The organism is Mesorhizobium sp. RCAM 05104 (assembly GCF_059683645.1).
Map to the genome: position 1 here is coordinate 6,504,502 of NZ_CM185033.1, position 18,424 is coordinate 6,522,925.

The following is an 18,424-nucleotide window of genomic DNA, read 5'->3' on the forward strand; positions in this document are numbered from 1 at the left end:
TGTCTGTTGGCTGTCCGGCCTGTTCGCGGTATCAGGCAGCACAAGTGGCGCGCCCCAAAATGAGTGGGTCGAGCGGGAACGAATAGCTGATGCAATCCTATGATGTCGTGATCATCGGCGCCGGTGCCGCCGGAATGATGTGCGCCACGGAGGCGGCCAAGCGCGGCCGTTCGGTGCTGATCATCGATCACGCCGCGATGCCTGGCGAAAAGATCAGGATCTCCGGCGGTGGCCGGTGCAACTTCACCAACATCCACGCCAGCCCCAAGAATTTTCTGTCGGCGAATCCGCATTTCTGCATTTCGGCGCTCAGCCGCTATACGCAGCGCGACTTCATCGCGCTCGTCGAACGCCACCGCATCGCCTATCACGAGAAGACGCTGGGGCAACTGTTCTGCGACGGCTCCGCGCGCCAGATCATCGACATGCTGGTCTCGGAAATGCAGGGCAGGGGCGCGGAGCTGGCACTGTCGACCGAGGTGAAGGATGTCCGCAAAACCCCTGAAGGGTTCGTGCTCACGCTCTCCACCGGCACGGTCGCTTGTCAGTCCCTGGTCGTGGCTTGCGGCGGCAAGTCGATCCCCAAGATGGGAGCGACGGGCTTTGGCTATGAGCTCGCCGAACGGTTTGGCCTTGCCACTGTCGAAACGCGGCCGGCGCTGGTGCCGCTGACCTTCGACGCAAAAACGCTCGAACGGCTGGCGCCGTTGGCCGGCAATGCCGTCGACGCGGAAGTCGCTTGCGGCAAGGCGCGGTTTTCAGAAGCGATGCTGTTCACGCATCGCGGCGTCAGCGGACCATCCATCCTGCAAATCTCGTCCTATTGGCGCGAGGGCGACGAAATCCGTATCGCCATGCTGCCGGGGGTGGATGTGGCTGACCTCATTCGCGCCGTTAAGCGCGGCAATGGGCGTCAGGCGGTGCAGACGGTGCTGGCAAATCACCTGCCGAAACGGCTTGCACAATCGATCGCCGAGCGCACCGGGATCGACGGCAATCTCGCCGATCTTTCGGACGCCCAGATCAGAACCGTCGCAGCAGCAGTCAATGACTGGCGCATCAAGCCGGCCGGTTCGGAGGGCTACCGCACCGCCGAAGTGACGCTTGGCGGGGTGGACACCAACGGGCTTGACCAGAAGACAATGCAAGCGAAATCCGTGCCGGGCCTGTTCTTCATCGGCGAAGCCGTCGATGTCACGGGTTGGCTGGGTGGCTATAATTTCCAGTGGGCGTGGTCGTCGGGCTGGGTGGCGGGGCAGGCGGCGTAAGGTCAAAAGCGTCTACCTTGGCCGGCTTGTCTTTCGCCTTATCGCGCGCCTGATATCTCGTTACTCCTGAGCCTTCGCTCGAGTAGAGGCGGGCGCTTTCTTCTTCGTTTTGGCCTTGTTGTAATCGATGGCGGCACGGACGAGCTCTCTCAGAGCGCCTTCATCGATCTTGTCACCCTCGAAGAGATCGATCGCTCGCCACACCTTGCCGCCAAAGCCGTTGTTGAACAGCTTGTCGGGATCGGGCAGGCTGGCGCCGTGGGAAAAGGTGAGCTTCACCTTGTCCTTGTGGGCGTTGCCGATCGCGACGATCCCGTCGCGGGCCCATACCGGGCTGCCCATCCACTTCCACTCCTCGATCATCTCCGGGTCGGCTTCAAGGAAGGTCTTGCGGACGCTGGCGAGCGTCTTGCCGCGCCAGTCCGTCAGTCCTGCAATCAATTGGTCGATCTGTTCCGATGGAGTCATTGGGCACCTCGAATTCCTATGTCTCGCCGCGTTTCAATTGCCGCCCGTCACCAGCGCGCCAGCTGGGTGATTTGAACGAGGTTGCCGCAGGTGTCGTTCAACTGGGCGATGGTTGAGCCGGTCACCTCGGTCGGCGGCTTGGTGAAGGTGGCACCGTTCGCCTTGATGCGCTCGTAGTCGCCCTTGATGTCGTCGGTGAAGAACATGACCGCCGGCTGGCCCTGCTGGAAGATGGCTTCCTGATAGGCTTTGGCGGCCGGGTTGTCATTGAGTGCGAGCTGCAGCTCTGTTCCATCGGGATCATCGGGGGAGGTCACGGTCAGCCAGCGATAGGGCCCGTTGCTGAAATCGGCCTTCTTAGTGAAGCCCAGCACGTCGGTGTAGAAGCGCAGTGCGTTTTCCTGGTTGTCCACATGGATGGTTGTCAGCTTGATCTTCATCGATATTCCTCCTTTGTCGCGTTCGGTGCCGCCCTGTGTGGGGTCGGGCTTTGAACCGTGTCGTCAGGCTTTCAACCGGTCCGCGCCAGCATCCGCATCAGACCGCGATGCGCTTGGCGTCCGATAGGGCTGTTCCTGCAGTCGCTACGGAATCCAGCCGGGCAGGGCGGCCGCCTGCTTTACCCAAGCCGCCATTTGCGCCTCGTCGAACTCGTCGCCTTCGCGGATGTCGATCCAGCGCGCGTCCTTGCTCTTTACCGTGCCGCCGGGCGGAACCGGCCGCAGCGACATGCCACTGAAGAAGGTCACCTTCACGTAGTGGGCAAAGACATGGAACGTCGTGAACCAGCCCTGGCCTTCGATGCCGTAGAACGGTGAGTTCCATCTTACCGCCTTGCGCAGGTCAGGCACGTTCCGCTCGATGAGCGCGTCGAGGCACTCGCCCAGGCCGAATTTCCAGCCCGGCATTGCGGCGATATACGCCTGCACCGGAGCGTTGCCGTCGCCCTTGGCGATTTGCGGGTTGCCGCCCGAGAGCAGGACCGGTGCGGCCTTGGCCGCGACCTTGGTCGATTGCCCTTGCGTCCTGGCCACTCCGCCCATTCTTATCCGCTTGCTCGCTGCGCGCCGCGTCCCTTGGCGACATACGGCAGCACGAACATGTACAAGCCGCTGAACAGCAGCAAGAAGAGCGGTAAGAGCGGCGAGTAGACCACCCAGGCGGGAGGCTGCCCCAATGCCATGGCGACGAAGTTGGCGATGACGGTCAGCGTAAAGATGATCGACAGCCAGCGATGAATTTGCCGAACCCAATAGTTCCAGTCCAATGAGACCTCCCGTCAAAACGAGCCGAAGCGGACCAGCGATCCGCCTGCCGGCGAGTTTCAATCTATCCGCGCCAGGACCTCTTCCAGGGCTGCGAGGAACTTCGGCCATCCGACCGTGGCGCCACGGTAGTAGGGCTGCTGATCCGACCGGAAGCCGGTTTGCTCCATGCGCAGGTGGGTTCCCGTGCTCGTAGCCGTGAGCGTCCAGGTGACCACGCTCTCGAGATCCTTGGTGTCCCAGGTGTAGGACAGCGTCTTGTTGGGCTCGACCGTCTGGACCTGACAGTCGACGCCGCCCCAGTCCGCGCTAAGATTGAAACGGTGGTCCACGACTGGCTTGAAGTTGTTCTTCATGAGCCACTCCTCGATCAGGTGCGGTTGGGTGAGCGCGCGCCAGATCTTTTCCGGCGGATACGGTATCTCACGTTCGACAATGACGGAGCGCGTTTCGGTCGCAGTGTTGGTCATTGGTCCATTCTTTTGAGCAGATTTTCGAGGTCGTCGAACCGGCTCTGCCAGAACGCGTTCATCTGGTTCGTCCAGTCGGTCAGCGGCGCCAGCGCGGCGAGCTGGGCGCTGTAGTGGGTCTGTCGTCCCTCATGGCGGTCGCGCACGAGGCCGGCTTGCCTGAGAAGGCCGAGATGCTTTGACACCGCCGGCTGCGAGACCCCGGACTGCGCTGTCAGGGCTCCGACTGTCTGCTCGCCCTCCCGGCACAGGCGCTCGAAGATCGCCCGACGCGTGGGATCGGCGAGCGTTCTGAAGAGCATATCGTGCGCGTTCGTCATTTGGGATCGATAACTCTCTGGCTATTGATAGACGTATAACCATCGAGATATGTATAAGTCAAGCAGGGACGTCGCTAGGCGTCGATGGACAGGATCCCGGCTGTTTCCAAAAAAATCTTTCCATCGCCCCAAGGAATCACCATTAGCCTTCGTCCAACAGGCAAATGATGGCGATGATGCTGGATGAGAGCGAAGCCTCCGACGCCGAACTGATCGGGCGGGCGAAGGGCGGAGACAGGGGGGCCTTCGGCAAATTGCTGGAGCGTCACTACGACTTCGTCTATCGCGCCGCCTATCGTTGGTGCGGCAAGAAGGCGGATGCCGAGGACATCGCCCAGGAAGTCTGCGTCCGGCTTGGCCGGGCGATTCGTGACTATCGTGGCGGCGGCGCTTTCACGACATGGCTTTACTCCGTGACCTTGAACGCCGCGCGCGACATGATGCGCAAGTCCGCCCGCGACATGGCCAAAACCGAGGCCTACGGCGTTCATGCGCTGATTTCTGGCGAGGCTTCGGCCGAACCGGAGGACCCGGCCGAGGCGCTGTGGGCGGCGGTGCGGCAATTGCCGGACAAGCAGCGCGACGCCGTGCTGCTTGTCTATGGCGAGGGCCTGAGCCACGCAGCCGCCGCCGAGGCGATGGCGATCTCGGAGACGACGGTTTCCTGGCACATCCATGAAGCGAAGAAACGGCTGAAGACGCTGATGCGCTCGGCCGGGGAAGTGTGACCATGGTCGACGACAACGAACTCAGCAGACTGCGCGACATCGCGGCGCCGGCACCTGCCCAGGATGCCAAGGCGCGCGCTTTCGACGCCGCGCTGCGCGCCTTCGATCAGGAAAATATTTCGACAGTTACCCAAGGATCGGTTGGCGGTCTTCGTCTCACAGAGCGAGCACAAAAGCTCTGGAGCGAGATCATGCAAAAGAAACTTTTCGCCACGCCGGCCATTGCCGGGCTCGTCGCCCTGCCGATCGCCGGATACGCCACCTTGCATCTGCTGAGGGAACAGCCGCCCAAATTCGACGGCGACGAGAAGATCACCGAGACGCTGGCCGACAAGCCCGCGACCATCAAGCCGACAACCGCCGAACCGAAGTCGGCTCCCACCGAACTGGCGAAGGACAAGAAGGCCGAAACGGACGCGGAAAGCCGCGACGCTGCTGACGCGCTGCTCGCGCCAGCTTCGCCGCCGAAAGCCGATGCTCCGGCGAAAATCAATGAAACAGAATACGGCACTTTGCAGACCAATAAGCAGGCGCCCACGCCTGCCCCGACTGGTGGGTTTGCGCTCGATGGCACGACAAGTGCGCCCAGCACGTCGCGGGTCGCCCGCATGCCGGCTGCCGAGTCCAAGCTGATGGCGCCGCAGCAGCCGGCCATGGCGCCGGCCGATCAGGTTGTCCGCCAAGAGGAAAACCGCGACCGCGTCCAGGATTTCAAGACCAATCCGGTGCATGCCGCGCTCGAGGATCCGGTCTCGACCTTCTCGATCGATGTCGACACTGCTTCCTATTCCTTCGTGCGCCGTTCGCTGAAGGAGGGGTTCGTGCCGCAGGCCGACACCGTCCGCGTCGAGGAGATGATCAACTACTTCCCCTATGACTGGAAGGGGCCGGATTCCGCTTCGACGCCGTTCAACTCGACGGTCAGTGTCATGCCGACGCCGTGGAACACGCACACCAGGCTGATGCACGTCGCCATCAAGGGGTTCGATATCAAGCCGACCGAGCAGCCCAAGGCCAATCTGGTCTTCCTGATCGACGTCTCGGGCTCCATGGATGAACCCGACAAGCTGCCGCTGCTCAAATCGGCATTCCGGCTGCTGGTGAGCAAGCTGAAGGCCGACGACACGATCTCGATTGTCACCTATGCCGGTGACGCCGGCACCGTGCTGATGCCGACCAAGGTTGCCGAGAAGGACAAGATCCTCAACGCCATCGACAATTTGCAGCCTGGTGGCTCGACCGCCGGCGAGGCCGGCATCAAGGAGGCCTACAGGCTTGCCCAGCAGTCCTTCGTCAAGGACGGCGTCAACCGGGTGATGCTCGCAACCGACGGCGATTTCAATGTCGGACAGACCGATGATGACGACCTGAAGCGGCTGATCGAGAGCGAGCGCAAGACCGGCGTCTTCCTGTCGGTGTTCGGCTTCGGCCGCGGCAATCTGAACGACCAGATGATGCAAACCATCGCCCAGAACGGCAATGGCACCGCGGCCTATATCGACACGCTGGCCGAGGCGGAAAAGGTGCTGGTCGAGGATGCCTCCTCGACACTGTTCACCATCGCCAAGGACGTGAAGATCCAGGTCGAGTTCAATCCGAACAAGGTCTCGGAATATCGCCTGATCGGCTACGAGACGCGGGCGTTGAACCGCGAGGATTTCAACAATGACCGCGTGGATGCCGGCGAGATCGGTTCCGGCCACTCGGTCACCGCGATCTACGAAATCACGCCCAAGGGCAGTGGCGGCGAGCAGATCGATCCGCTGCGCTATGGCCAGGCGGCGGTGAACAATGGCGGCGTCGCCAATGCGGACGAATATGCCTTCGTCAAGATCCGCTACAAGCTGCCGAACGAGGACGTCTCGAAGCTGATCACCACGCCGGTGACGTCGGCCAACGAGGTGGCGTCCTTCGATCAAGCCAGCACCGACCAGCGGTTCTCGGTTGCTGTCGCGGCCTTCGGCCAGAAGCTGCGCGACGAGGATGCGACCGCGAAGTTCGGTTACGACAAGATCATGGAGATCGCCACTGCCGCTCGAGGAGCCGACCCGTTTGGGTACAGGTCCGAGTTCCTCTCGCTTGTGCGCCTTGCCTCGGCGCTGGGCGGTAACCGGTAGTGGTGATGACGGCCGGTTTCTTTCAGATGGGATCGTTCTGATAGGGGAAACCGACCCACGGGCGGGTGAGGCAGGCCGGCGAGGGATTCATTCCCTTGCCGGCCTTTTTTTTCGTTGCAACGCGGCCTGCCGTCACTCATTCGTCGGCGAGATGAAAGGCAGAGCCATGACGAGACGTGTTATTCTGGTGCGGCACAGCGACGAGCCGGCGGACGACCGTGTTTTCGCCTATCTCCGGCAAAACGGCTATGAGCCGGTCTTGCGTCGGGCCTATGCCGGAGAGGCGCTGGATGCGGACGACGCTGTCGCGGGCGGCGTGGTCTATGGCGGCATGTACAATGTCTACGATACAGCGCTGCATCCATTCTTGCTGGACGAGTACCGGTTTATCGACTTCTGCATGAATTCCGATATTCCGTTGCTCGGTATCTGCCAAGGTGCGCAGCAGATTGCGTGGCATCGCGGTGCGCATGTTGGCCCGCCAGCGACCGGCATGCATGAATTCGGCTATTATCCACTCTATCCGGCCGCGGGCGCCGAAGATTTCCTGCCTGCGCCGATCCATGTGACCCAATCCCATTGGCATGGCTTTGAACTGCCGGAGGGCGCCGAGCACCTCGCATCGAGCGCCCTGTTCCCCAATCAGGCTTTCCGCATCGGCGACAAGATCTACGGACTGCAATTCCATGCGGAGGTCACGCCGACCGGTTTTGGGCGCGTGCAAAATCGTCCGGGCGCGAACTATGGCAAGCCGGGTGCACAGACGCGTGAGGAACAGGATCGGCTCATGAGCCTGCACGACGCCGCGCAAGCTGCCTGGTTCCACGGGTTCTTGCGGAAGCTTTTTCCACCGTTGATTTAGCCGTATCCATGCCGTTGCTCGCGGCGGATTGGCTGGTTTCGCTCGACGATCGCAGCCAGGGGTGGTGCATACGCCGAGTGTGCGCATCAAACGCCTTGCGCGACCGTTTTCCGAATCGAGGTCAGAAAAAATCGTTGCCGACGTTCGCTGACGCGGCCCCGTGGGTTCGGGGTTATGCGTGGGATCGTTAAATTGCACGGTTTTTCCGGAACTGGATCGCAATTCCTGCTTGCTATGCAGTAGCTCATGGTTTGGGCTTGAGGGGGCCGGAATTGCTGATCAGGAATGTTGCGAGCCCGGCGCCGAATACAAGGGGCATATCGGCTGCCTCGTCCGCGCCGTCCGAGGAAACCAGGCGTATCAGCGACGATGTCGCCGCTGCCCGTAACACCGCCATATCGGCACTGAACAACGACCGCTTTCGCGTCATGCTGGAGCAGATCACCGATCCGAGCGCTTCTGGCGCGCTGATGACGATGCGCAGCGATGCGGTCGGTGCGGGCACCGACTTCAAGTCGGCGCAGTCGAGCTACGCCGACAACAGCGAATAATCGAAGAGACGAATCGCGTCAGGCCCGGCCGCGGCGACGCTCGCGACGGGCCTCGCTGGTCTCGGCGGTGTTTTCCGTCGCCACCTTGTTGCGCATCGGACCGATGCGCTCGACAATCGCGGCGACAGTCGGGCGATCCGCCTTGGTGTGCGCGTCGAGCGCCTTGCGCATGGCGGCAAGGTGCTGGAACGAGGTGCCGCAGCAGCCGCCGACGATTTTCGCGCCGGCATCGACGGCAAGGCGCACATAGTCGGCCATCAGTTCCGGCGTGCCGGAATAATGGATCTCGGTGCCACGAAATTCGGGGATGCCGCAATTTCCCTTGACGATCACGGTCGCCTGCGGCCTCGCCTCGGTCATGTCGAGCAGCGAAGCGAGGATGTCGGACGCGCCGACACCGCAATTGGCGCCGACGCCAAGCGGCGCTTCGGAAAGGCCATCAACGACTCCGTGGATGTCCTTCGGCAACAGCCCCATCATGGTGCGGCCGGCGGTGTCGAAGGACCCGGTGTAGGTGTAGGGCAGGCCGACGCGTATGGCGGCTTCGGCGGCGGCACGGATCTCGTCGGGAGCCGACATGGTCTCGATCCAGGCGACTTCGGCGCCGCCGGCCTTGAGACCCTCGATCTGTTCGGCGAAGGCGTCGACCGCCTCGTCATAGGTCATGGCACCAAGCGGCACCAGCAACTCGCCGGTCGGGCCGACCGAGCCGGCGACGATCACCTTGCGGCCAGCCTTGTCGGCAACGGCGCGGGCGATTTCGGCGGCGCGCTTGTTGAGCGCGTGCACGCGATCCTGCGCATGATGCAGCTTCAGCCGGTGACGAGTGCCGCCGAAGGAATTGGTGAGGATGATGTCGGCGCCGGCATCGACGAAATTCTGATGCAGGCTGGTGATGGTGTCGGGCGCCGTCTCGTTCAGCAACTCGGGGGCCTCGCCGGCCTCCAGCCCCATGGCGAACAGGTTGGTGCCGGTGGCGCCATCGGCCAGCAGCACGCCCTTTTCAGCCAGCAGCGCATCGATCGGGTTGGTCGTCGTCATCGGATTGGCTTTCATGTTTCGAAGTCGGATAAGGATATAAAGAAGTCTTTATGTGTAGTCAATGAAATAGCGGGCGCGGCATTGCCGATGCGGACGCCCTCGCACCGAGCTCAGGCGGTGCCTGACGGGAACGACATGCCGGCTAGCCTCTGCGCGAAGCCGGCTGCCTCATGCGCGTTGATGTCGGCGGCGCGGATCAGATTGTCGAAGTGGCGGATCAGCGTCTGGATCGGCTGGGTGGCGTTGAGCACCAGATACATGTCGCCGACATAGATGGCGGCGCGATAGGGCCCGAATATGGTGTAGGGGATCGAATAGCGCATGCGTCCGTCGTAGAGGAACAGGCGGAAGGTCGGGTAGAGGTCGTCGAGCAGCGTGGCCATGTGCAGAAGCTGGGCGCGGCGGTCGGCTTCCGGAAAACGGTCCCACACACCCAGCCCGCGCGCGAAGATCTCCAGCGTGTGGCGCGGCATGCAGACTTCCATGTCGGTTTCCGGCCGCCGGTTGTAGTCGATGCGGTATTGCGTTTCGCCGGCCTGCGCCAGGCGGCTCTTGTTGGTGATGCCCGCCTCGTAGTCGACCAGTGCCTCGGTGCGCAGAAGATCCGGAATGCCGGCCGGCACGTAACGGATCTTGGTGCCGGCCGCCTCGGCGTGCCATTTGGCAAGCAACGTGCGGTCGAAGCCGTCGGGCGCCTCCTCGATCTCCAGGCTTTCGCGGATTTCGCCGGTCAGGCCCTCGTCCTGGCTGAGGCCGAGAAGCCAGTCGAGCGACACCTTGAACTCGGCGGCGATGTTGAGCAGCGTCTCGGCGCGGGGCAGGCGGGTCGAGGCGCCCGACAGCAGCTGCGAGAGCGCCGAGCGGTCGATGCCGACCGCGGTCGCGAAGGCCGACTGGTTGAGGTCGGACCGTGTCAAGAGCATTTTCAGGCGTTCGCGGAAGATGGTCGACAGGTCGCGCTTGTCCATCTCGGTGCTCCAGTCCGATTGAGGAAAAATTTGCGCCGAAGCCCCTCTGGAGCTGCCTCAGGCGTAAATGAATCCCTAAGTATGTTTACAATGTATAACATGTGCGGCTGAAAATGCGCAATCGCAACAGTTTGTGCGCGTTGTCGCGTTGCTGCAACCCAACACTCCTGACACAATGCTGTCAGGAATCACAGGGATTCCGGCGACTGAGGGGCGGTGGTCGATAGCATGACGAGCAAGAGCATCAGGCGGCGGAGCGTACCGGCCATCGAGTGGCCGACCGTGGTTCTCGCTTTCTTCTGTTACGGAACATGGCTCGCCACCGGCTTTCTGCTTTGGCCCTCTCATCCGATCCTGGCGCTCGCCATCCTGGCGGTTACCGCCGCGCTGCAATCCTCGCTCATGCACGAAGTGCTGCATGGCCATCCGACGCGCAACGCGCTGGCCAACGAAGCCTTTGTCTTCCTGCCGATCGGTCTCGTCTGGCCGTTCCGCCGCTTCAAGACCATTCATCTGCGCCACCATGCCGACGAGCGGCTGACCGATCCGCTGGACGATCCGGAAAGCTACTACCAGGCGCTCTGGCTGCATGAGGAACTGCCGCCGCTGATGAAATTCCTGCTCAAGATCAACAACACCATGGCTGGCCGTCTGGTGCTCGGCCCCTGGCTTTCCTGCATCGGCTTCTTCATCGACGACGCCAGGCAGGTGATGGCCGGGGACAAGGCGATCCGCAAGGCGTGGCTGCTGCACGCGATCGGGCTCGCCATCGTGGTGCCGATCGTTCAATTCGGCTTCGGCATCCCGCTGTGGCTCTATATCCTGGTCCCGGTCTGGCTCGGCCAGTCGCTGATTTCAATCCGCACCTTCGCGGAGCATCAATGGTCCGAGCATCCGGAGGGCCGCACGGTGATCGTCGAGCGCTCGCCGCTGTCGTTCCTGTTCCTCAACAACAATCTGCACCTCGTCCACCACAAGAGCCCGACAGTGGCCTGGTACCGGCTGCCAAAACTGTTTCGAGACCGCCGTGATGAATGGCTGCGACTGAACAATGGCTATGCCTATCCGAACTATTTCGCGCTGATCAAAGCCTATGCCTTCAAGGCGAAGGAGCCGGTCGTGCATCCGGTCCTGCGGCGCGCGCCGGAGCCGGGCCGGGCCTTCAAGCCGCGCGTCAGGGCCCGCAGCATCAACGGGCTTGGCAGCGCGCCGGTCCCGGCCGAGCCGCCGAAGGAGTAGTTCCGGCGTATCCGGGATCCGTGTCGGCCAATTCTGATTGGGCGCCGTGTTTTTGAGATCCTTTTTCCAGACATGGTGATTGAGTGTCGGCATGAGCGAATTGGTAGCGGCGTTGCCGATGTATGACTGGCCTGAAGTGCGCGACGAGGTCGACGCCCAATGGGCGCTGCTGCGCGATGCCTTCAGGCAGAAGGGTATCGACGCGCCGCAAACCATCGCACGCCGCAATGCCGACTTGCCGCCGGTTCCGGGCGGCATTCGTGATGCCCAGGGAGCATTGATCGCGCCCGATCCGGTGACATTGCCGCCCGACGAATTCGATTTCCACAGATCGTGGCTGCACCCGGCGTTGCTGTTCGCGCAGACTTGCTGGGGACCAATGGAGCTCGGCCTGTCCAGGCATGTGCAGGTGGTCGCCCAGCCAAGCTACGATGCCTATGAAGGCGGGCAGGGCGAGCTTTATTCGAGTGCGGTGGTGATGCGGACAGGCGAGGGGCCGGAGGCTCGATCGCCTGCGGACGGCGGCGCTCTCATCCCGCTGGATCTGATCCGCGGCAGGCGCTTCACCTTCAACAACCTCGATTCCATGTCGGGCCTCATCGGGCTGACGCGCGACCTGGAAGCCATGGGCGAAAGTCTTGATATCTTTTCGTCGCGCAGCGAAAGCGGCGGTCACCGAAGCTCGATTGTCGCCGTGGCCGAAGGCAAGGCGGATGTCGCGGCGATCGATTGCGAAAGCTGGGCGCTGGCGCAGCGTTTCGAGCCAGCGGCACAGAAGGTAGCAGTGGTCGGCTGGACCAGACGGCGCAAAGGCCTGCCATTCATCACCGCCAGGACAACGCCGGAAAAGACAGTCACGGCGCTCCGCGAGGCCCTTGCCAGGCTAGCCGAGCAGCCTCGCATCCAACGGGTAGGTTGAAAGCTTCTCGTTACCGCTCTCGGTGATGAGGATCTGCTCTTCGATCTTGACCCCCTCGCGGCCGCCAAGCCTGCCGATATAGCTTTCCACGCACAGCACCATGCCAGGTTCGAGCACACCATCGGGCGTGTCGGCGGTCCAGTCGCTGGCATGCGGAAGGGTCGGATATTCGTCGGCCAGACCGACGCCGTGATAGAGCACGCCGTAGCGGGTCGGGAAGCAATCGCCGGGCGGTACCACTGAGCGTTCGACCAGATCGCGGAACGAAATGCCGGGCCGCATCAATTGGGTGTTGTGTTCGATCTGGTCGGCGGCGATGCGGAACACATCACGTTGTGCATTGGTCGGTTTTGCGTCGCCGCACAGCCATGTACGCGACAGGTCGGCGCAGAAGCCGTAAGGGCCGATCAGGTCGGTGTCGAAGGCAACGAGATCGCCGGCCTCGATGATGCGCGACGAGCATTCCTGGAACCATGGATTGGTGCGCGGGCCTGACGCCAGCAGCCGCGTTTCTATCCATTCCCCGCCGCGCACGATGTTGCCGCGATGAAGTTCCGCCCACAATTCGTTCTCGGAAATCCCCGGCTTCAGCGCATGCTCCATTTCGCCCATCGCTGCCTCGCAGGCGACGATGGCGCGGCGCATGGCGAGGATTTCGTCCGGCGATTTGATCAGCCGCGCATTTTCCATCACCGCCTCGCCGTTGCCGATCGAAATACCGAGGCGGGCCAGTTCCTCGACGCCTTCCGGGTTGATGTGGTCAACCGCAATGCGGCCATTGCCGGCGCCATGTTCTTTCACCAGGTCGGCGATGCCGGCCGCCCAGCGGCGGACTTTCTGCTCCGTCAGCTCGCCGCCATAGAGATACATCCACGAGACGGCCGGCCGCACCTCGTCGACGACGCCGGAATGGTCGGACAGATGCTCGCAGGTAAAGTAATCGAACAGCACCACCGGTCCCTCGGTGGCGACGAAACAATGCCGTGTTGGATTGTGCGCCACCCACAGCTGCATGTTGGTGGAATCGGTCGCATAGCGGATGTTGACCGGGTCGTAGAGCAGGGCGCCGGCATAGCCGCGACGCCTCAGCTCGGCGCGGATGCGCTCCAGCCGGTATTTGCGCATCGCCGGAAGATCGGGGGCGGCAATGCCTGCCGCCACCCATTCTGCCTCAGCCTGCGCGCCATAGCCCAGAACATGCTGGTTGAGCGAAGCCGCCTTCCGGCGGGAGGCGTCGCGCAGAGCCTCGATCGAGCCTGGCTCGAACGGCATGATCTTGCGATGGCGGCCAAAGCTGCCCTTTGGCACCGCGCTGTCCATGGTCGTGCCTCAGGTCCGCATTTTCTCACCGCTTGGGTCGAACGGCGCTTCGACGTTGATACGGGCCGGCCGCCGGTGGCCGAGGATCTCGATCTCGAACAGCCCCGCACTTTCGTCCTCGGCAAGGGCCGCCGGTACATAGCCTTGCGCCATCGACTTCCGCACATAGTGGGCATAGCCGCCCGACGTGACCCAGCCGACCACGCGCCATTCGCCGTCGACGATGCCACGCACGGCGGAAGCGCCTTCGGCGGCTTTGGAGCCACGCACTTCCTTGCCCTTATTGTCGAAGCGCGGCGCGCCGTAGCCATGCGGCTTTTCCACCGTGCCGTAGTCCTTGCTGACCTTGGCCCAGATCGGCTCGTCGCCCATCACGTCGGCGTCGGCGGCATCGACGATGAAGGAGACGCGGCGCAGTTTCGGCCCTTCTGCGTGTTCCTTGGCGGCGGCCTCGCGGCCGATGAAGTCGTTCTTCTCAAGCTTGATGAAGCGGTCCATCGAGCCTTCGAACGGCCCGTAGATCGGCCGCAACTCGCGGAACCAGGTCGGGAAGTTCTTTTCCAGCCGCATCGACAGCAAAGCGCGCATGCCGAAATCGACGAGGCCGAACTCCTCGCCGGCATCCTTGATCGCCTTGTACACCAAGCGCTGGTAGGCCGGCGCCATCCAGATCTCGTAGCCGAGGTCGCCGGTGTAGGTAATGCGGTTGACCATGCAGGGCGCGCCGCCGACCGCAATCTCGCGGAAATCCATGAAGCGGAAGGCTTTTGTCGAGATGTCGACGTCGACCAGCTTCTGCAGCAAGTCGCGGGATTTCGGCCCGGCGATCGACAGGCCGACCAGCGTCTGGTCGAAGCGGTGGATGCGCACCGAACCGTCCTTCGGCAAATGCTTCTCGAACCAGCGCATGTGGTATTTCTGCGCGGCCGACGAGCCCCAGATCATGAACCGGTCTTCACCGGCCTTGGCGATGGTGAAATCGCCGATCAGCTTGCCGAATTCGTTGATCATCGGCGTCAGCACGATGCGGCCGGTTTTCGGCATGCGGTTGGTCATCAGCCGGTTGAGGAACTCTTCCGCCCCCGGTCCCGACACTTCGTATTTGGCGAAGTTGGCGATCTCGGTGACGCCGACGCGCTCGCGCGTGGCGCGCACTTCCTCGCCAATCGGACCAAAGTCGTTGGAGCGGTGGAAGGAGACGATGTCCTTTGGCTCCTTGCCCTTTGGAGCGAACCAGAGCGGGGTTTCGAGACCCCACGAGTCGCCCATGACGGCGTTGTTCGCCAGCATCGTGTCGTAGAGCGGCGTCGTCTGCGCCGGGCGTGCCGCCGGCAGTTCCTCGTTGGGGAAGCGGATGGAGAAGCGGCGCGAGTAGTTTTCGCGCACCTTGGCATTGGTGTAGCGCAGGCCGGCCCATTCGCCGAAGCGGGCGACATCCATGCCCCAGACGTCGAAGCCGGGATCGCCATGGACCATCCAGTTCGACAGCGCCAGGCCGACGCCACCGCCCTGGCTGAAGCCGGCCATGACGGCGCAGGCGCACCAGAAATTGGTCAGGCCCTGCACCGGGCCGACCAGCGGGTTGCCGTCGAGCGCGAAGGTGAAGGGGCCGTTGATGATCTGCTTGATGCCGGCCTTCTCGATGCCGGGGAAATGCTTGAAGCCGATCTCCAGCGATGGTGCGATGCGATCGAGGTCGGGCGGCAGCAACTCGTGGCCGAAATCCCACGGCGTGTTGACCGGCGACCACGGCTTGCAGGCTTTTTCATAGGTGCCGAGCAGGATGCCGTTGCGCTCCTGGCGGGTGTAGATCTCGCCCTTGAAGTCGAGCACGCCGATCATCTCGCGGCCGGTCGACTTGTTGAATTCCTCGACCTCCGGCATCGGCTCGGTCAGCAGATACATGTGCTCCATGGCCAGCACCGGCAGTTCGACACCGACCATGCGGCCGATCTCGCGCGCCCACAGGCCGCCGCAGTTGACGACATGCTCGGCCTTCACCGTGCCTTGCTCGGTGACGACGTTCCAGGTGCCGTCGACCTCTTGCGTCAGTTCGACGACACGGTTGCGCAGCACGATCTCGGCGCCCAGCTTCTTCGCCGCCTTGGAATAGGCGATCGTCGTACCGGACGGATCGAGATGGCCTTCGACCGGGTCCCACATGGCGCCGACGAAATTGGTCTCGTCCATCAGCGGGAACATCGCCTTGGCTTCGGACGGCGTGATCAGTTCGGTGTCCATGCCGAGATAGCGGCCCTTGGCGTGGGCGAGACGCAGGAAGTCCATGCGCTCGGGCGTATCGGCCATCATCACGCCGCCGGTCAGGTGCAGCGAGCAGGACTGGCCGGAAATCTCCTCGATCTCCTTGTAGAGCTGCACCGTATAGGCCTGAAGCTTAGCGACGTTGGGGTCGCCGTTCAGCGTGTGGAAGCCGCCGGCCGCATGCCAGGACGAGCCGGAGGTAAGCTCCGAGCGCTCGATCAGCATGATGTCGGTCCAGCCAGCCTTGGCCAGATGATAGAGAACCGAGCAGCCGACGACGCCGCCGCCGATGACAACCGCTTTTACGTGAGATTTCATCAAGATAGGTCCGTTTTTGAAGAGATTGAATCGGGTGAGTGAGGCGTGAAAACAAAGCGGAGGTCGGATACGGCGGTGTTTTCGGCGAGCCTGCTATCAAGCGCGGCAAGGATGGTTTCACAGACGGAAGTACGATGTTTCAGGACGTCGTGGCTCCAAAGACGCAGGATCGAATAGCCGTGAGCGCGCATGAAATCGTCGCGGCGGCGGTCATATGACCTGCCGGCGTGTTGGCGTCCGTCGACTTCAACGACAAGCCATTTCTCGCGGCAGGCGAAATCTGCAAAGAAAGGGCCGAGGGAGAACTGACGAGTAAAGCGATACCCACCGAGCTTGCGCGCCTTCAGTTCAAGCCAAAGCAATGCTTCCGCCTGGTTGCCCGCTTGCCTTAGGCTACGCGCTCGCTGTGTTGTGCCTGTTTTGCGGCGACTGCGGTTTTGACCAGCGGCTTCCCCCACTCCGTCGCTGCTTCGCAGCGCCACCTCTCCCCCTCCGGAGGGAGAGGAAAGGCGCCAACCGGAATCGTTTCGCGCCCTTCCTCTCCCCCGTCGATCGGGGGAGAGGTGTCGAGCGAAGCTCGACGGAGTGGGGGTCGACTGTTCATCAAATCCATACGAATGATCAGTTCATCAAACCAATACGGACGATCAAAAATCGGTCGGCGCGCCACCTTCGGACCGCCGCTTGGCGACGAAGGCATTGAGTTCCTCGCGGATGGCCGGATCCATGTAAGGTTCGTCATAGGAGGCCAGCCGCTCCTTCCACACCTTGTTGGCCTTTTCGAGCGCCGTCGGCGAACCGGCTTCCGCCCAGGTCTCGAAATTGCGCCAGTCGGAAAGGATCGGCGAATAGAAGGCCGTCTTGTAGCGGTCCTGGGTGTGCTGGGTGCCGAAGAAATGACCGCCTGGACCGACGGACTGGATGGCGTCGAAACCGAGCGCCTCTTCGGAGAGGTCGAGCGGGGTCAGGAATTCCGCCACCATCTGCAACAGGTCAATGTCGAGGATGGTCTTCTCGTAGGAGCAGCGCAGGCCGCCCTCGAGCCAGCCGGCCGCATGCATCATCAAATTGCCGCCACCCTGGATCGCGCCCCACAGCGAGAACACGCTCTCGTAGGCCGCCTGCGCGTCGACCGTGTTGGCGGCGCAGGTGTTGGAGGTGCGGTAGGGGATGTTGTAGCGGCGGGCAAGCTGGCCGCCGACGAGCTGCGCCTTCATGTATTCAGGCGTGCCGAAGGCCGGTGAACCGGACTTCATGTCGACATTGGAGGTGAATCCGCCATAGCCGACCGGCGCGCCCTTGCGCACCATCTGGGCAAAGGCGATGCCGGACAGCGCCTCGGCATTCTGCTGCACCAGCGCGCCGGCAATCGTCACCGGCGCCATCGCGCCCGACAGGGTGAAGGGCGTGACAATGACGACCTGGCCCTTGCTCGACATCTGGATGATGCCTTCCATCATCGGCACGTCGAGCTTCAGCGGCGAATTGGTGTTGATGATGGTGAAGACGGACGGTTCTGCGAGCAACTGCTCGTGGCTGATGCCGCGCGCGATGCGAGTGATCTCGATGCCGTCGACGTTGCGTTCCTTGCCGAGCGAATAGATGTGGAACACCTTGTCGGTCAGCGTGGCGAGGTCGCGGACGCACTCCAGATGCCGGACGGACGGGTGGATGTCGGTCGGCTCGACCGGATAGCCGCCCGTGCAGTTCAGGATGTTGTGCATCTGCGCGAGCTTGAGGAAGTTGCGGTAGTCCTGCTGGTTGCCGGGCCGGCGGCCGCGATCGAGGTCGGAACAGTTGGGCGCCGACGCCATCATCGAAAGGATCAGGTTGTTGCCGCCAAACTGCACGTTGTGCGCGGGGTTGCGGGCATGGATGGTGAATTCCGAAGGGCAGTGCGAGACCAGCTCGAGGATCATGTCGCTGTCGAAGCGCACCCGCTCGCTGCCATCGCGCACGTCGGCGCCATGCGCCTTCATGATGCGGCGGGCTTCGTCGTGCAGAACGTCGACGCCGATCTCCCTCAGCACGCGCAGGGAGGCGAGGTGGATCGATTCCAGCTCATCGTCGGAGATCAGCTTGGTCGGCATCATCGGGATTTTCAGCTGACGGAAGGGCGGTTGCTCGAACGCGGCCGAGCCGCCGGCGCGCTTTCCGGCGCGGCCGCCGCGACGGGCACGGTCGTTGGCCAATGCCGGTTCTGCAGGTTGTAGGGCGGCGGTCATGATGGTCCTCGTACGATGCGATAGCGGGCGGCATAATGGACCGGCGGCTGTCCAGCCATTGCGGAGGCGGCGACCACTAGGGC

19 protein-coding genes are annotated in these 18,424 nt (G+C 62.8%); 7 read left to right on the top strand and 12 right to left on the bottom strand.

The window, feature by feature from the left end; genetic code table 11:
- Window positions 1–89: 89 nt before the first annotated feature.
- Window positions 90–1,268 (top strand): BaiN/RdsA family NAD(P)/FAD-dependent oxidoreductase, encoded by a 1,179-nt coding sequence (locus AC56QP_RS31800; RefSeq protein WP_489861922.1) that lies wholly within the window; start codon window positions 90–92, stop codon window positions 1,266–1,268.
- A 60-nt stretch (window positions 1,269–1,328) separates the two neighbouring features.
- Here AC56QP_RS31800 and AC56QP_RS31805 read toward each other — a convergent pair whose 3' ends face one another.
- The 6 genes from AC56QP_RS31805 to AC56QP_RS31830 all read right to left on the bottom strand — a co-directional run bounded on the left by AC56QP_RS31805 (window position 1,329) and on the right by AC56QP_RS31830 (window position 3,791).
- Window positions 1,329–1,736: a DUF1801 domain-containing protein gene (locus AC56QP_RS31805; protein WP_489861921.1), complete on the bottom strand. Its 408-nt coding sequence runs from the start codon at window positions 1,734–1,736 to the stop codon at window positions 1,329–1,331.
- 47 nt (window positions 1,737–1,783) lie between these two features.
- On the bottom strand, window positions 1,784–2,176 hold the full coding sequence (locus AC56QP_RS31810) for a VOC family protein (protein ID WP_489861920.1): 393 nt from the start codon (window positions 2,174–2,176) through the stop codon (window positions 1,784–1,786).
- Window positions 2,177–2,320: 144 nt separating this feature from the next.
- Window positions 2,321–2,779, bottom strand: a complete 459-nt coding sequence (locus tag AC56QP_RS31815; protein ID WP_489861919.1) for a DUF1801 domain-containing protein — start codon at window positions 2,777–2,779, stop codon at window positions 2,321–2,323.
- A gap of 2 nt (window positions 2,780–2,781) precedes the next feature.
- Window positions 2,782–3,003 (bottom strand): hypothetical protein, encoded by a 222-nt coding sequence (locus AC56QP_RS31820; RefSeq protein ID WP_269907863.1) that lies wholly within the window; start codon window positions 3,001–3,003, stop codon window positions 2,782–2,784.
- 57 nt (window positions 3,004–3,060) lie between these two features.
- Complete coding sequence (locus tag AC56QP_RS31825; RefSeq protein ID WP_489861918.1) at window positions 3,061–3,471, bottom strand: SRPBCC family protein; 411 nt, start codon at window positions 3,469–3,471, stop codon at window positions 3,061–3,063.
- Complete coding sequence (locus AC56QP_RS31830) at window positions 3,468–3,791, bottom strand: ArsR/SmtB family transcription factor (RefSeq protein ID WP_091575456.1); 324 nt, start codon at window positions 3,789–3,791, stop codon at window positions 3,468–3,470. Before AC56QP_RS31830 ends, AC56QP_RS31825 begins: the two co-directional genes overlap by 4 nt.
- A 167-nt stretch (window positions 3,792–3,958) precedes the next feature.
- Between AC56QP_RS31830 and AC56QP_RS31835 the strand changes: the two genes are divergently transcribed.
- The 4 genes from AC56QP_RS31835 (at window position 3,959) to AC56QP_RS31850 (ending at window position 8,049) form a co-directional block, all read left to right on the top strand.
- A complete protein-coding gene (locus AC56QP_RS31835) occupies window positions 3,959–4,519 on the top strand; it encodes an RNA polymerase sigma factor (RefSeq protein ID WP_256750674.1) in 561 nt (186 codons plus the stop codon).
- A 2-nt stretch (window positions 4,520–4,521) separates the two neighbouring features.
- Window positions 4,522–6,636, top strand: a complete 2,115-nt coding sequence (locus tag AC56QP_RS31840; RefSeq protein ID WP_489861917.1) for a vWA domain-containing protein — start codon at window positions 4,522–4,524, stop codon at window positions 6,634–6,636.
- A 166-nt stretch (window positions 6,637–6,802) separates the two neighbouring features.
- Complete coding sequence (locus AC56QP_RS31845) at window positions 6,803–7,498, top strand: glutamine amidotransferase-related protein (protein WP_489861916.1); 696 nt, start codon at window positions 6,803–6,805, stop codon at window positions 7,496–7,498.
- A 272-nt stretch (window positions 7,499–7,770) separates the two neighbouring features.
- Window positions 7,771–8,049 carry a hypothetical protein gene (locus tag AC56QP_RS31850; protein WP_489861915.1) on the top strand — a complete coding sequence of 93 codons (279 nt, stop codon included), beginning with the start codon at window positions 7,771–7,773 and terminating at the stop codon, window positions 8,047–8,049.
- Between the two features lie 18 nt (window positions 8,050–8,067).
- Here the strand turns inward: AC56QP_RS31850 and bmt are convergent, their stop codons facing one another.
- Together bmt and AC56QP_RS31860 are read right to left on the bottom strand one after the other, a co-directional pair.
- Complete coding sequence (gene bmt / locus AC56QP_RS31855) at window positions 8,068–9,090, bottom strand: betaine--homocysteine S-methyltransferase (protein ID WP_489863467.1); 1,023 nt, start codon at window positions 9,088–9,090, stop codon at window positions 8,068–8,070.
- Between the two features lie 110 nt (window positions 9,091–9,200).
- The gene (locus AC56QP_RS31860; RefSeq protein ID WP_489861914.1) at window positions 9,201–10,058 is read right to left on the bottom strand and encodes a helix-turn-helix domain-containing protein; all 858 of its coding nucleotides are present in this window, start codon (window positions 10,056–10,058) and stop codon (window positions 9,201–9,203) included.
- A 228-nt stretch (window positions 10,059–10,286) separates the two neighbouring features.
- Here AC56QP_RS31860 and AC56QP_RS31865 point away from each other — a divergent pair, with 228 nt between their 5' ends.
- Window positions 10,287–11,297, top strand: coding sequence for a fatty acid desaturase (locus AC56QP_RS31865; RefSeq protein ID WP_489861913.1), 1,011 nt, complete (start codon window positions 10,287–10,289; stop codon window positions 11,295–11,297).
- Window positions 11,298–11,388: 91 nt separating this feature from the next.
- Window positions 11,389–12,216 carry a phosphate/phosphite/phosphonate ABC transporter substrate-binding protein gene (locus tag AC56QP_RS31870; protein WP_489861912.1) on the top strand — a complete coding sequence of 276 codons (828 nt, stop codon included), beginning with the start codon at window positions 11,389–11,391 and terminating at the stop codon, window positions 12,214–12,216.
- On the opposite strand, the gene AC56QP_RS31875 is transcribed toward AC56QP_RS31870, so the two are convergent.
- The 4 genes from AC56QP_RS31875 to AC56QP_RS31890 form a co-directional block, all read right to left on the bottom strand.
- The gene (locus tag AC56QP_RS31875; RefSeq protein ID WP_489861911.1) at window positions 12,181–13,536 is read right to left on the bottom strand and encodes a M24 family metallopeptidase; all 1,356 of its coding nucleotides are present in this window, start codon (window positions 13,534–13,536) and stop codon (window positions 12,181–12,183) included. The genes AC56QP_RS31870 and AC56QP_RS31875 overlap by 36 nt on opposite strands.
- Before the next feature lie 9 nt (window positions 13,537–13,545).
- A complete protein-coding gene (locus tag AC56QP_RS31880; RefSeq protein ID WP_497103827.1) occupies window positions 13,546–16,116 on the bottom strand; it encodes a GcvT family protein in 2,571 nt (856 codons plus the stop codon).
- Complete coding sequence (locus AC56QP_RS31885; protein WP_489863466.1) at window positions 16,116–16,598, bottom strand: endonuclease domain-containing protein; 483 nt, start codon at window positions 16,596–16,598, stop codon at window positions 16,116–16,118. Before AC56QP_RS31885 ends, AC56QP_RS31880 begins: the two co-directional genes overlap by 1 nt.
- A gap of 165 nt (window positions 16,599–16,763) precedes the next feature.
- Window positions 16,764–18,341: a trimethylamine methyltransferase family protein gene (locus tag AC56QP_RS31890; protein ID WP_489861909.1), complete on the bottom strand. Its 1,578-nt coding sequence runs from the start codon at window positions 18,339–18,341 to the stop codon at window positions 16,764–16,766.
- Window positions 18,342–18,424: the final 83 nt, after the last annotated feature.